General features: G+C 48.3%; 10 protein-coding genes and 1 tRNA gene. 6 read left to right on the top strand and 5 right to left on the bottom strand.

The features are described from left to right. Positions 1-6 precede the first annotated feature (6 nt). From QZ331_RS00055 to QZ331_RS00030, 6 genes are all read left to right on the top strand, one after another. Complete coding sequence (locus QZ331_RS00055; RefSeq protein WP_294626865.1) at positions 7-642, top strand: TatD family hydrolase; 636 nt, start codon at positions 7-9, stop codon at positions 640-642. A gap of 86 nt (positions 643-728) precedes the next feature. Beyond that, complete coding sequence (tyrS, locus tag QZ331_RS00050) at positions 729-2,021, top strand: tyrosine--tRNA ligase (RefSeq protein WP_294626863.1); 1,293 nt, start codon at positions 729-731, stop codon at positions 2,019-2,021. Positions 2,022-2,130: 109 nt separating this feature from the next. Then, positions 2,131-2,201: transfer RNA gene (locus QZ331_RS00045), tRNA-Gln, on the top strand. Between the two features lie 280 nt (positions 2,202-2,481). After that, entirely contained in the window at positions 2,482-3,324 is an 843-nt protein-coding gene (kduI, locus tag QZ331_RS00040; RefSeq protein WP_294626861.1) for a 5-dehydro-4-deoxy-D-glucuronate isomerase, read from the top strand. A gap of 40 nt (positions 3,325-3,364) precedes the next feature. Beyond that, a complete protein-coding gene (locus QZ331_RS00035) occupies positions 3,365-4,168 on the top strand; it encodes a gluconate 5-dehydrogenase (RefSeq protein ID WP_294626859.1) in 804 nt (267 codons plus the stop codon). 95 nt (positions 4,169-4,263) lie between these two features. Continuing rightward, positions 4,264-5,505 carry a DUF4861 domain-containing protein gene (locus tag QZ331_RS00030; protein WP_294626857.1) on the top strand — a complete coding sequence of 414 codons (1,242 nt, stop codon included), beginning with the start codon at positions 4,264-4,266 and terminating at the stop codon, positions 5,503-5,505. 253 nt (positions 5,506-5,758) lie between these two features. Here the strand turns inward: QZ331_RS00030 and QZ331_RS00025 are convergent, their stop codons facing one another. From QZ331_RS00025 to QZ331_RS00005, 5 genes are all read right to left on the bottom strand, one after another. Beyond that, positions 5,759-6,892: a BACON domain-containing protein gene (locus QZ331_RS00025; RefSeq protein ID WP_294626855.1), complete on the bottom strand. Its 1,134-nt coding sequence runs from the start codon at positions 6,890-6,892 to the stop codon at positions 5,759-5,761. A 12-nt stretch (positions 6,893-6,904) separates the two neighbouring features. Beyond that, complete coding sequence (locus QZ331_RS00020; RefSeq protein ID WP_294626853.1) at positions 6,905-8,200, bottom strand: DUF4302 domain-containing protein; 1,296 nt, start codon at positions 8,198-8,200, stop codon at positions 6,905-6,907. 16 nt (positions 8,201-8,216) lie between these two features. Then, positions 8,217-9,113: a putative zinc-binding metallopeptidase gene (locus tag QZ331_RS00015; protein WP_294626851.1), complete on the bottom strand. Its 897-nt coding sequence runs from the start codon at positions 9,111-9,113 to the stop codon at positions 8,217-8,219. 29 nt (positions 9,114-9,142) lie between these two features. Beyond that, positions 9,143-10,729, bottom strand: coding sequence for a RagB/SusD family nutrient uptake outer membrane protein (locus tag QZ331_RS00010; protein ID WP_294626849.1), 1,587 nt, complete (start codon positions 10,727-10,729; stop codon positions 9,143-9,145). Between the two features lie 19 nt (positions 10,730-10,748). Continuing rightward, positions 10,749-13,914: SusC/RagA family TonB-linked outer membrane protein (locus QZ331_RS00005; RefSeq protein WP_294626847.1), on the bottom strand; the 3,166-nt coding region annotated here is incomplete at its 5' end.

Genomic DNA, 13,914 nt, shown 5'->3' with positions numbered 1-13,914 from the left:
TTCCCCATGCTCGATATCCATACCCATAAACAGGAAGCCGGCCTCGGTGGCAAAGCCATTGTCAACTACCGGCTGTCGGAAGCACCGCCCTTCGCCGAAGGCTGTTGCTATTCCGTGGGCGTCCATCCCTGGCAACTGGCGGAAGCCGATGCCGGCCGCCAATTGCAGATGCTTGCCCACCGCCTGCCCCACAAGCAGATAGTGGCAATCGGAGAGGCGGGGCTCGACAAACTCGCCGCCGCCCCGATGGAGACTCAGGCAAAAGCCTTCGCCGCACAGGTACACCTCTCCGAAACCTACCGCCTGCCCCTCATCATCCACTGCGTCAAGGCAATGGAGCAACTCTTAGCAATAAAGAAGCAGCTCCGTCCCCTGCAACCCTGGATATGGCACGGCTTCCGTGGAAAACCCCAGCAGGCGGCACAACTACTCCGGCAAGGCTTCTACCTCTCATTGGGCGAGCATTATCCTCCCGAAACCATGAGACTGATACCCGACGACCGCCTCTTCCTGGAGACCGACGAAAGCCCGCTCGACATCGGCGAAATCATCCGCCGTGCCGCCCAGGTGCGCGGAGTGGAAGCGGAGACACTGCGTGCCGTCCTCCGCCGGAATATCCAAAATCTCTTTTTTAAGGCTTAACAGTTGTATCTTTCGAGAAAGTGTCGTACTTTTGCCACTTACAGGATTGAAAAAGAACAAAAACTAATAATTAAACAGATAATACGATGAATTTTGTAGAAGAATTGAGATGGCGCGGTATGTTGCAGGACATCATGCCGGGAACGGAAGAGTTGTTGGGCAAAGAACAAGTGACTGCCTATCTGGGCATCGACCCCACTGCCGATTCACTGCACATAGGCCACCTTTGTGGAGTGATGATTCTTCGCCATTTCCAACGCTGCGGCCATAAGCCGTTGGCACTCATTGGCGGCGCCACGGGTATGATTGGCGACCCTTCGGGCAAGTCGGCCGAACGCAACCTGCTCGACGAAGAGACCTTGCGCCACAACCAGGACTGCATCAAAAAACAGCTTGCCAAGTTCCTGGACTTTGAATCGGACGTACCCAACCGCGCCGAACTGGTGAATAACTACGACTGGATGAAAGACTTCACCTTCCTCGACTTCGCCCGCGAGGTAGGCAAGCACATCACTGTCAACTATATGATGGCAAAAGACTCCGTGAAGCGTCGTCTCAACGGCGAAGCGCGCGACGGATTGTCGTTTACCGAATTCACTTACCAGCTCCTCCAGGGCTACGACTTCCTTCACCTCTATCAGACGAAAGGCTGCAAACTCCAGATGGGCGGTTCCGACCAATGGGGAAACATCACTACCGGTGCCGAACTGGTGCGCCGCACCAACGGAGGAGAGGTGTTCGCACTCACCTGCCCGTTGATTACGAAAGCCGACGGAGGCAAGTTCGGCAAGACGGAATCGGGCAACATATGGCTCGATCCCCGCTACACTTCACCCTATAAGTTCTACCAGTTCTGGCTCAACGTGAGCGACACTGATGCCGAACGCTACATCAAGATTTTCACCTCCATCGAAAAGGAAGAAATCGAAGCACTCATTGCCGAACATCAGGCAGCACCGCACCTGCGCATCCTCCAAAAGCGCCTTGCCAAAGAGGTGACCGTAATGGTTCACTCCGAAGAGGATTACAATGCTGCGGTAGACGCTTCGAACATCCTGTTCGGCAATGCCACTTCCGATGCCCTGCGCAAACTTGACGAAGCAACCCTGTTGGCAGTGTTCGAAGGAGTGCCCCAGTTCGAGATTTCGCGCGATGCGCTGGCAGAAGGCGTGAAGGCGGTAGACCTGTTTGTTGACAATGCTGCCGTATTCGCTTCGAAAGGCGAGATGCGCAAGATGGTTCAGGGCGGCGGCGTTTCGCTCAACAAAGAGAAGCTGGCAGCATTCGACCAGGTGGTTACGGTGGCCGACCTGCTCGACGAGAAATATCTGCTGGTTCAACGCGGTAAAAAGAACTACTATCTCCTGATTGCGAAGTAAATTCCGGCAATTAATTGAGAGTAGCAAAGAAAAAAATGCATGAAAAGTTTGGAGGTTTGCTTGCAAACCTCTATCTTTGCATCGCTTTTTAACAGAAAGCACATAAGTTTGGACTATGGTGTAATGGTAGCACAACAGGTTTTGGTTCTGTTTGTCCAAGTTCGAATCTTGGTAGTCCAACAACCAAACGAAGAAAAGCCCTAAGAGACAATCTCTTGGGGCTTTCTTCGTTTTCAGTAAGTTCCTGCATGGGGGAGGGAGCGAACCGAAAAATCTCTTTCCCATCCTATTATAGTTCGTTAAAAAAGCACACGTTGCAACAGCTTTGGACATTTTTGATGGATAATTAGAACAAAATTGCAAGGTAAACCCGTTTTCTTTTGCTATTTTTGCATCGTGTACGCAAACGGTGTGCACAGAGAAAGAAATCCCAGTCAGTAATTATATAATAAAACAAGGTATGAAAACGAACTATGAAATTCGCTATGCTGCGCATCCCGAAGATGCAAAGAGTTATGATACTGCAAGAATCCGCAGAGATTTTCTGATTGAAAAGATATTTGTCCCCAATGAAGTGAATATGGTATATTCCATGTACGACCGTATGGTAGTGGGTGGAGCTTTTCCGGTAAGAGAGGTACTGACGCTCGAAGCGATTGACCCTTTGAAAGCACCTTTCTTCCTCACCCGCCGCGAGATTGGTATTTACAACGTGGGCGGTCCCGGTATCGTAAAGGCAGGCGATGCCGAATTCGTGCTCGATTACAAAGAAGCCCTTTACTTAGGTTCGGGCGACCGTGAAGTGACCTTCGAAAGCAAGGATGCCGCACATCCCGCCAAATTCTACTTCAACTCGCTGACCGCCCACCGCAACTACCCCGACCGCAAAGTGACGAAAGCCGACGCGGTAGTGGCCGAAATGGGTTCTTTGGAAGGTTCCAACCATCGCAACATCAACAAAATGCTGGTCAATCAGGTATTGCCCACCTGCCAGTTGCAGATGGGTATGACCGAACTGGCTCCGGGAAGCGTGTGGAACACCATGCCGGCACACGTGCACAGCCGCCGTATGGAAGCCTATTTCTACTTTGAAATCCCCGAAGACCACGCCATCTGCCACTTCATGGGCGAAGTGGACGAAACACGCCACATATGGATGAAGGGCGACCAGGCGGTGCTTTCGCCCGAATGGTCTATCCACTCGGCCGCCGCTACGCACAACTACACCTTTATCTGGGGTATGGGCGGCGAGAACCTCGACTATGGCGACCAGGACTTCTCTTTGATAACAGACTTGAAATAAACAACTAAAATAATTATCATCATTTAATAACCAGAAAATTATGAACCAGTTTTTGAATTTTTCTTTGGAAGGTAAAGTAGCCCTCGTTACAGGTGCTTCTTACGGTATCGGTTTTGCCATCGCTTCTGCTTTTGCAGAACAAGGTGCTACGGTTTGTTTTAACGACATCAATCAGGAGTTGGTAGACAAAGGTATGGCCGCTTATGCAGAAAAGGGTATCAAGGCTCACGGTTACGTATGTGACGTGACAGACGAACCGGCCGTTCAGGCTATGGTTGCTACGATTGCCAAAGAAGTAGGTACGATTGATATTCTTGTAAACAACGCAGGTATCATCCGCCGTGTTCCCATGCACGAGATGGACGCTGCCGATTTCCGCCGTGTGATTGACATCGACCTGAACGCTCCGTTCATCGTAGCTAAGGCCGTTCTTCCCGCCATGATGGAGAAACGTGCCGGTAAAATCATCAACATCTGTTCTATGATGTCTGAGCTGGGTCGTGAAACTGTATCTGCTTACGCTGCCGCTAAGGGCGGTCTGAAGATGCTGACACGCAACATCTGCTCCGAATACGGTGAATACAACATCCAGTGTAACGGTATCGGCCCGGGTTACATCGCTACTCCGCAGACTGCTCCGCTCCGTGAGCCGCAGGCCGACGGAAGCCGCCACCCGTTCGATTCGTTCATCTGCGCCAAGACTCCGGCAGGTCGTTGGCTGGACCCGGCAGAGTTGACCGGTCCTGCCGTGTTCCTTGCTTCCGAGGCGTCTAACGCTGTCAACGGTCATGTGCTTTACGTAGACGGCGGTATCCTTGCTTATATCGGAAAACAACCGAAATAATAGAACATAGAAGATTAATCCGTAAGGTGATAGCATGGCAAAGAGCATCCTCTTTTCATCTGTCACCTTACTTTTTGTTTCAATAAGAATCAATCATGAAGAAGATATTTTTTCTGCTTGCTGCCGCTCTGACGGCTTTTGCTTCCTGTGCCGGAAACAAGCAGGCGGTGACGGTCAGCGTGACCAACCCTTTGGCTTTGAAACGTGCGGGAGAGATGGTTGAAGTGCCCATGAGCGATGTCGTTGCAAAGCTGCAACTGGCAGACACGGCACAGATTGTCGTACTTGATGCCAACGGCCGGCAGGTGCCTTACCAAGTGACATACGACGGGAAAGTGATTTTCCCGGCTGCGGTGGAGGCCAGCGCTACGGCTACCTACACCATTCAGCCGGGCACTCCGGAACCGTTCGGAGTCATTGCCTGCGGCAAATACTACCCCGAACGCCTGGACGATGTTGCCTGGGAGAACGACCTTGTAGGTTTCCGTGCTTACGGCCCCGCCTTGCAGGCGCGCAACGAGCGTGGCTTCGGCTACGACATCTTCACGAAGTACAATACTACCGAGCCTGTCCTGGAGAGTATGTATGCCGAGGAGCTGAACAAGGAGAAGCGTGCACAGATAGCCGAACTGAGAAAGACAGACCCGAAAGCGGCTGCCGAACTGGGACGTGCCATCTCTTACCACATCGACCACGGATACGGGATGGACTGCTACGCCGTAGGGCCCACATTGGGCGGCGGTACGGCTGCTTTGATGGCGGGCGATACGATTATCTACCCTTACTGTTACCGCACGCAGGAAATCCTCGACAACGGCCCGTTACGCTTTACTGTAAAGCTGGAGTTCAATCCGCTTGTAGTTCGTGGAGACTCTAACGTAGTGGAAACTCGTGTTATCTCTTTGGATGCAGGCTCATACCTCAACAAAGCTGTTATTTCATATACCAATCTGAAAGAGGCAATGCCTGTGGTTACAGGGCTTGTGCTGCGCGAGCCGGACGGTGTGGTTGCCGCCGATGCCGCCAACGGTTATATTGCTTACGTTGACCCTACGACCGACCGCAGCGGTGCGAACGGCAAGATATTTGTCGGTGCTGCATTCCCCGCACAGGTGAAGGAGGCAAAAGCGGTTCTTTTCTCCGAAGAGGAGAAGAAGGAGCGTGGCGGTGCCGACGGCCATGTGCTGGCTGTCAGCGAATACGAACCGGGCTCTGAATATACTTATTACTGGGGTTCGGCCTGGGATAAGGCTGCTATCAAGACGGCTGACGCATGGAATAATTACCTGGCTGAGTATGCGCAGAAGTTACGTGCGCCGCTCGTAATTGCTTACTAAGAGACTGTTTTGTTCGCTCTTCATAGGACCGATTTGCGGGAGATATAGCTCCTGTTTCCACCGCATATATGTCCTGCGTGTAGCATCTATATATCTTGCGTCCAGCATCTATATCTCCTGCACGCAGCGCATATATGTGCTGTAACAGGCTGATTATTAATCTGTAACTGTATTGATTGACAAACCGCTTCAGCCATCTGCGGGGATTGGCTGAAGCGGTTTGTCTTATTGTTTGGTGTGTATTGCAGACGGTTTAGCGTATAGAAAATCCGGTACACCTTTTTGCCGTATTGATTTTCAGGGCAGAGGCTATTGCTGGAATTTCATCGTCGTGAGTTCTGTATAGGAAAGGCTCTACCATTCCCATTAGTGACCCAACACGTGTTTCTTTGGATGGGGGAGTGGCAGTGAAGGCTTCCAGACAAATGGCATCGGGATGATAATTACCCCACGAACCATTGTCTTTGAAAGATAAGATGGTATATTTTCCGTCCTCTTCTTCGCCATATTCAAATGTGCCTGCCATGCTCACGGATGTATCCCATGTCAAGTAGCCTTCGTTGGTATCCCAAATTACTGTGTGTACTTTGTAACTTCCGTAATCACCCATGTATTTCCCTCCGTTGACCGTAAGTTCCCTAGTCTTTTGGTTGTATGCGACAGGGATAGTAAGGTTGAGTCCGTTCAGCAGGATACTGTATGTATTTCCCGACTTGCTTAAAGTGGTGGAGAGGTATTTCAGTTTTCCATCCTCAGCGTCGGTGAAGTATAGCCTGTAATCACCTGCCAAGTCTTTGTCAAATTCACATTGTGTCACTTGGATGGCGTCTTGATAAGTGCCGGCAGTATAAGTGATGTTGCCTTTACGGATGTGTCCGGTGTTGTTCTCTTTCAAGGTGATGTTCATCTTTCCGTCTTCAACAGCTACCGAAATCCATTCTTCGGAAGAGTTCAGCGTGAGTTCGGTGTTGCAGGTAAGGTCGAATGAATAAGTGGCGGCTTTGTCGTCAGCCATGATTTGCGAACCGGCACTCAACTCAAAGATTACTCCCGACTGATGTACTGCAATGCGGGTGGAATCGGCACCGCAACGGATGGTAAGCATGGAGGTACGCCCTTCCAGGCCGGGGTTCTGTTCGACATTGACCTGAATGGTAGAACCTGACACGGTAGTGGTGCACCATCCTTGACCGGATGTCTTTACGCTAATTTCGCCCGGTGCTTCCACTTCGATAGTGCCTTGTGAGGCTGCCGCCGGGAAACTTACGTCCCGGCTGACAATCTTGATGGAGGATTCCTGAACATATTCTATACCTTCCTCGTTTGTACAAGCGGTATAGCTTATTGCACAAAGTGCGAATAATAGGAGGCTAAATATCTTTTTCATATGTGTACGCGTTTATTTTTTTACAATAGATGTCGGATAGGGGACACGGTATTCATCATTAATAAGCCAGGGAGCGGAGGCTCCTCCGAGTGTTGTATTGGAGGACGGCGCACCGTTGAATTCGTAAAGGATAAAGGAATCTGCCGGTGTATCCAGATAAGTATTGGTTACAAACTTATAGGTTCCTTCCTTTGCCGTGTCTTTTACCAGGAACATTCCGCACTCGGTAGACCATGAGAAATAGCCTTCTGCATCCAGTCCCCAACCACACAGCCATATTTGTTTGCCACCGCTTTCGCCAACTTTCTGCGAGGTAATGTTCAGATATCCTTTTGACCTCACATAGTTGGCTACTACGTTGTAGTTGTCGTTGAGTCCTTGAATCAGATAACGGTTGTTTTCTTTATCCGCTACCAGTGTCACGTCGATAGAACCATAATGGTAATTGAGTTCATACGTGCCGGCAAACTGGTCAAATGGCGTATAATCTGCGGGAAGGTTGCCCGTCAGCGTTACGTCATTGCCTGCCGAATCCTTGCCTGAGAATGTGTAAGTATCCGCATTATAAGCCAATTCCGAGATGCTGGCGCCATTGATTTCTATCGGTTGGTAGAAGCGGATACCCGTTTCGCTCGGGATGAAGCTGTTGCCTGCCACGATGCCTTCGTCGCCTTTCATATAAGTAAACTCCATATAACGACTGTCCAGGTCGATGCTGCATATCAGTTCTTGTGTGCCAGCCGTTCCGGTTGCGGAAGAAAGAATGAGATTCTCGCTGACGGCAGAAATGGCGTTGATGTAGTCGGCAGCAGTTTTCGTCAGGCGGCGCAGGTACATTTCGTTTCCTGTACGTTTGCCGCGCAATGTAATCAGGTCGTCGGTCGCTTCCATAATGATAAATTCAAAGTCGCCGTCATAACCTTCGTAATGCGAGGAAGAAGGAGTAGAAAAGAAATGCATCAGTGTGTTGTATGAGTCGAATGACAATACCGGCCCGTTGTCGTTGGTCATCTTATAAAGACTTGACTCAAACACTCCTGGGGCAAGCTCCGAACCCACTGTAGCTTCTTGATTGTCAAACTTTACGGTGTAGACAAAGCCGCCATACGACAGATAACGGTCTGGATAATAGTCGAATATCCATCCTTCTTCCGAACTGGTAAGTATCTTCTTGGTATTGTCGAGCATCTCCTGCATACGGATAGAAGAGGGAGCGTCAAAAATATCTTCTTGGTTTTTCAGGCACGATTGCAATAATAATGCCGGAAGCATTGCAAGAATATAGAGTAATGTTCTATTGAGTTTCATAATCATGATGTTTTAGTTATTTAACGGTCAGGTCTTCAAGGTCTACTTTGCCACTGAAAACTTCGTTCTGGCGGCGTTGTAGTGTGTTGCGCAATACATCTAAGTCGATGCCGAAAGAAGTGCTCATGTAGCTTTTTACAATATCCAACTTCTGCTGGATGAGGGCGAGGCTTTCGCTGCTGGCCCCTTCGAGCATATTTTCCCACGATGCTTCGTCGTTGGTGATGTAGATAGACATCATTTCGGCGAAGTCTTCCTGATAGGAGTGCTGTGCATAGGAGGAGATGAACCCACGCGACAGATAAATCTGGTTGAAAGGTTCTTCACTCCAACTGTCTGCTACGTAGCCGTTGCCCGTTACCAACTGGAAATCCGTAGGAATGGGTTTTGTCTGGTTCAGGATATGGGTAAATTCATGGTGTATTGTTTTGAAATAATAGTGGTTGAGCATATTTGCGTTTTGTATGTACCGGTCCAGGTCGTTCACACCTGCCAGCAGGATTTTACGTCCGCCCTCTGCCGTTCCCAAGATGAAGGTTCCGTTGTTTTTGTACTCCCATTCGCCGATGGTGAAAAACATTTTGGGGAAATACTCGCAAGTGAAATCCACACCTGCTACCTCATTATAAGTCTCTACACACAGGTATTTTACCAAATGAGCTAATTTGATAGCCTTGTTGTAGTCGGCAGGTACTACGTAGTAATCGAAGTCGGATTCAATATCCTCGTAGCGATATTTGAATGCGATGTTATACGGATTGACAAAATTGGCTTCCAGCCAAGAGTCAAATTCAGTGCTTTCCGTGTTTCCCGGTGTGATAACACTTCTGTTGTAGTCCGGTTCGTCCGACGAACACGCAGCAACGGCGATGAGAAGAACCGACAAGAACAATTTATAGATTTGCTTTTTCATAAATTCTGTTTTAATAGTTGGTGGAAAAATTAACGTGGATTTGCTTCTAATCCGGCTTCGCGTACTTTGAGTGGTATTTGAAGCGCGCGCCGTTTGTCATCTTTGCTCAAGAAATCACTCTTATACTGCGGAGTTCCTGAAGCATTCATCACGCGGCGCGGGATTTCAATGCCATAACGTTTGATGTCGAACCAGCGCAATCCGGCGTGCATTGTCTCGATACGGCGGAAACCGAGCATACATTGCAGCATATTTTCTTGCGTGCTGCCTTCTTCTTCTATTTGGAAAGCAGGGTTGAGGTGTTTCTTGAGGGTAGACTGCAAGCCCTCTGCGTCCGAATAAGAGTATTCCTGCGCATCGTAGAACTGGGCAATGTTTGCCGGCGTAAGTGTCTTGGTGCTTTTGGTGATGTTTTGCATCCATGTAGTGAGGTCGGTTGCCGCTTCGTCATATTGTTTGAGCAATATGTAGGCTTCTGCCCGGTTCAAAAGACATTCGTCAGTGGTAAATGCCGGATAAACCGTATGGTTATAACCGATACCTGCTACCGGATCGGTATATTCAAACATATATGGCATTTTCCAGAAGATGGTTTTATCCATATTGGTTCCGGTATACACTTTCGGAGTCATGTAGAAGCTGAGTGCGCCACCCCAGATATTGGTCGCTCTCATGTCTTCGTTCATGGCAAGATATTGCCCGTGGCTGTAGCGGGAGTAATTCCGATAAGGACCAAATACGATTCCCAGTGTAGAGTATCCTGTAAGCATTAACAGATTGGCGTTGGAATTGGCATTCACGTATTCGTTGGTGATTGCATCCGCTTGCTGGGTCATGTTTGCCATGCCTTTCCAGTCACGCAACATGGTTTTGGGTTGCGAGCCCAGGCATAGGTTGGCGTATTTAATTGCTTCTTCCCATTTCTCGTAATATAGGTAGAAACGGCAGGCAAATGCATAAGCTGCTTTGGTGTTGAAATGATACTTGGGCACTTTGTAGTGCGAATCTCCTATCAACGGCAAGGCTTCTTGGATGTCGCGGTCTATTTTGCTGTAAAGTTCGGCAAGTGTGCCGCGTTCGTATTGTGGGTTGAGTTCCGTTTCGGGATGTTCGATGTACGGAAGTCCTAAATCATTGGAAGCCGTAGCTGTGTAGGGCTTGCAGAACATGCATCCCAGCATAAAATGATTGTAGGCACGGCAGAGCAAGGCTTCTGCTTTACATTCTTTCAGAGAATTAGTGGCAGTGCCCATCTCTTCGATGGCTTGCAGAGCTTCGTTGGCGGAAGCAATAGCTACAAAGGCAGATTCCCAAAAACTGTTCAGAGACTCATTAGCGTCTTCCGTTTCGTCTTTCCAAGCAAATGTTTCGTCAAACCAGCGATTGGTATTGGGGTTGTTGGCGCCGTAATCGTCCATATTGTCTGAAACCAATTCTGCTACCAGAACGGGTTCATGGTCGATGTAGGCAGAAGTTAAGATGCTTTGTATTTTCTCTTCACTGTCAAGTTGTGCGCGATTGTCCGGCATAGTGTCAAGGAAATCGTTGCAACTTGCCAAGGTCAATGCCGACAAAGTCAACATGAAGGCATTGTATAATTTATTGTATTTTTTCATATTCAGTTTGTTTTTGCTATTAAATACCTAACTTTAATGTCAGTGTAAATTGTTTGGGAGTAGGAGCAGCTACACCACCGGTGTTGAAGAATTCCGGGTCTTGACCGTTGAGCTTCTTGTCTGCGTAAAGCAGGAACAGGTTGGTGCCTTGAAGTTTCAGTGAAAGACTGGATAGTTTCAATGGTGCAACAAGATGTTTCGGGAAGTCGTAGCCCACTGAGATTTCCTTCATCCTGATAAAGTCTCCTTTGGCAATGCGTGCCGTAGAGTAGTTGTATGCATTGTATGCGTATGACAGGTTGGTGTCATTCTTGTTCTGGCGTTTGGAAGCTATTACAGGAATGTCTGTCTTGTTTTCATCGCCTGGGACTATCCAACGGTTGTTGAACTCTTTGGGGGTAGCGGTCAGGTCATTGTATTCTTTCTTAAATACGGGGTCGAGCCTTACCACATTACCGAAGGAGTAAGTAATGAATACGTTTAATGATAGTCCTTTGTAGCGGAAGATGTTGCCGAAGCTACCAACGTCTGTTGGGTCTACATTGCCGGAGTATTCGAGGAAACCGAGTTTTTCGGGGTCGCTCGTTTGGAAGTAGATACCTGTTGTGGAGATGTTTCCATCTTGGTCAAGGAAAGTAGGAAGTCCTTCCTGGTTCAACCCTTTGAAGGGGATGGAGAAAAGAGAACGTACGGGATATCCCTCTTGCGCGAAACCGTTGCCCGAAACAAGGTCGATAATGCGTTTGCTTGTTTTCAACTTGGTTACTTCGTTTTTAGAGTGTGAGTAGATGATATTGGTAGTCCATGAGAAATCTTTTGTCTTAATATTGGTGGTAGTAAGGCTAAGCTCCACACCACTTGATTTCATGGTGGCGATATTTCCATACTTTTGGATTTGTCCGCCCAATCCTTGCGTGGTGGCCAATCCGATCAAGTCGTAGTTGCGGCGGCTGTACCAATCTACTTCCAAATTGATACGGTTATTGAGGAATCCGGTAGCCAATCCGAAGTTGAACTCATGCTTTTTCTCATAAGTAAGTTCCTGGTTGGCTACTTCTTTTACATACAGCATACTTTCGTTGACGCTGGCAAACGGACGCCAAGGAGTTTTTGAGCCGATGATGGCGTATGCGTTCGTTACAGAAGGACGTTCGGCGGTTAAAGAGTAAGAACCTTTCAGTGTCAGGTGCGACAGCGTCGGTTCCAATGTTTTGAACCATTCTTCTTCGTGCATATTCCATGAAGCGGCAACGTTCCATGTGGGTAACCACCGTGCTGTGCGGCTTTTTCCAAGTGAGTTGGTTCCTTCGTAACGGATTGTACCATTCAGCGTGTATCTTCCTTTGTAAGAGTATGTGGCGTTGCCAAAGAAGGCTGCGCTGCGTTCGTGGCGGTTGGTGAGAGTATAATATTGTGAGTTTTCTTCTTGGCCTTTTTTAAACGCTTGGTAAGCGTAATTGGCTACTTCGCCCATTGAATATTGCATACCCCATCCGCGGAACCATGTGGAGTGGCGGTCTACCGAGTTGGTTTCCATACCACCATAGAAATTGACAATGTGTTTTTCATTGAACACATCGTTGTAACTGACAGATGCACGCATATCCCATTTGAACATATTGCGGTCGGTGCGCTCGTAGATACCACCGTTGGGGAGAATGCTGATAGGCAGTGCATAAATGTTGTCGGGGTCGGTATATAGCAACGGATTTTTGTCGCGTATGGTAGCTGTAGGCATGGCGCGATAGGCTTGTGCCTGGTTGGAGTTGTCTTCGATGAAGTGCTCTTGCGAGGTAGTGGTGCTTTGGATACCGCCCAGTAAGGATAATTCGACTTTTGAGCAGGGCTTGTAGGTGAGGCGTCCTGTCAGTCGGAAGTCGCCTACGCCCAATTTCATGTAGTTATTTTCCAGTTCATTGAATATATTGAATGGGGCATAATTACGAGTGTAGAACTCATTGGGGTTGAGCGTACGTGAGGTATTCATAGAGTATGAATAGGGGTTGATATCGAAGTCTCGTTTCACTTCTCCTGATACGGGATCGGTTTCGCTGCCCAGTGTTCCCGGTGCTTTTTGTTTACGGTAGGAAGCATTTCCGATCAAGTTGAAATCAAGTTGCTTTGAAAGTTTGAATGTAGAATTCAAGTTGGCTGTGAAACGTTGTACGGAACTTTGTTGGTACCATCCCGGATCTAACATTGCACTGGCTGATACATAATGCTGTGCTTTTTCAGTACCGGAAGATAGGCTGACCGAGTGGTTGTGCATGATGCTGGTAGAAAATAGGCGGTCGAACCAATCGGTGTTGCGGTATTCTGCTGCACGTAAGTATTCTGCTTTGGCGCTTTCGCTATTGATTAATCCGAATTGTCCCGATGTTCTGTCGTACTCGGAGATGAGCTGGTACATTTTCCCGTACACACCGCTGCTGGATGCATTGGCGATTTCCGCATAGTTCAAATAGCCTTTTTGTGCCAATTCTTGGTAAACGGCCATTTGGTCTTGTGAATTCATGATATTGTAAGTGTTGTAGCTTGGCTTCAGACGCATTGTAAATTCGCCCGTGTAGCTGATATGGTTTTGTCCTGCTTTACCTTTTTTGGTGGTTACTACAATTACACCTGCCATAGCGCGTGCACCGTAAATGGAGGTTGCAGAACCGTCTTTCAGGATTTGGAAGCTCTCGATGTCGTCGGCATTCAAACCGGCAATGGCAGAAGAAATCAAAGTTTCTGCATTACCCGATGACAATTCGTCTGCCGATACTTCCACTACGTCTTCCATGATAACGCCGTCTACTACCCACAGCGGCTTGGAGCTACCGTAGATAGATGTAGCGCCACGTACACGAATTTTAGGGGCTGTACCGAATGTTCCTGATACATTTTGAACAGATACACCGGCAGCCCGTCCTTCCAATCCACGGCTGATGTCGGCCATACCGTTTAGCTTCACGTTGTCTGCCGTTAGTTTCGTTGAGGCTCCCGTAAACAATCGTTTGTCCATTTTCTGCATACCTGTTACTACTACTTCTTCCAGAACTTCAGAGTCCGGTTGGAGTATGATTTTTATGGTTCCTGTTTTGATGGCAACCTCTTGGGATTTCATTCCAATATAGCTGACTTTCAAAGTTCTAGCAGAACTTGGTACATTTTCAAGACTGAACTGGCCATCCATATTAGTG

It is taken from the genome of uncultured Bacteroides sp. (assembly GCF_910586915.1).
In the GTDB taxonomy this organism is placed as follows: domain Bacteria; phylum Bacteroidota; class Bacteroidia; order Bacteroidales; family Bacteroidaceae; genus Bacteroides.
The sequence above is the reverse complement of the archived record's forward strand: the minus strand, read 5'-3'. Positions and strand labels throughout refer to the sequence as shown.

Coding starts and splice junctions, on each gene's coding strand:
- QZ331_RS00010 (WP_294626849.1), bottom strand. CDS start 10,729: ATGAAAAAATACAATAAATTATACAATGCCTTCATGTTGACTTTGTCG.
- QZ331_RS00025 (WP_294626855.1), bottom strand. CDS start 6,892: ATGAAAAAGATATTTAGCCTCCTATTATTCGCACTTTGTGCAATAAGC.
- QZ331_RS00020 (WP_294626853.1), bottom strand. CDS start 8,200: ATGAAACTCAATAGAACATTACTCTATATTCTTGCAATGCTTCCGGCA.
- tyrS (WP_294626863.1), top strand. CDS start 729: ATGAATTTTGTAGAAGAATTGAGATGGCGCGGTATGTTGCAGGACATC.
- QZ331_RS00015 (WP_294626851.1), bottom strand. CDS start 9,113: ATGAAAAAGCAAATCTATAAATTGTTCTTGTCGGTTCTTCTCATCGCC.
- QZ331_RS00035 (WP_294626859.1), top strand. CDS start 3,365: ATGAACCAGTTTTTGAATTTTTCTTTGGAAGGTAAAGTAGCCCTCGTT.
- QZ331_RS00055 (WP_294626865.1), top strand. CDS start 7: ATGCTCGATATCCATACCCATAAACAGGAAGCCGGCCTCGGTGGCAAA.
- kduI (WP_294626861.1), top strand. CDS start 2,482: ATGAAAACGAACTATGAAATTCGCTATGCTGCGCATCCCGAAGATGCA.
- QZ331_RS00030 (WP_294626857.1), top strand. CDS start 4,264: ATGAAGAAGATATTTTTTCTGCTTGCTGCCGCTCTGACGGCTTTTGCT.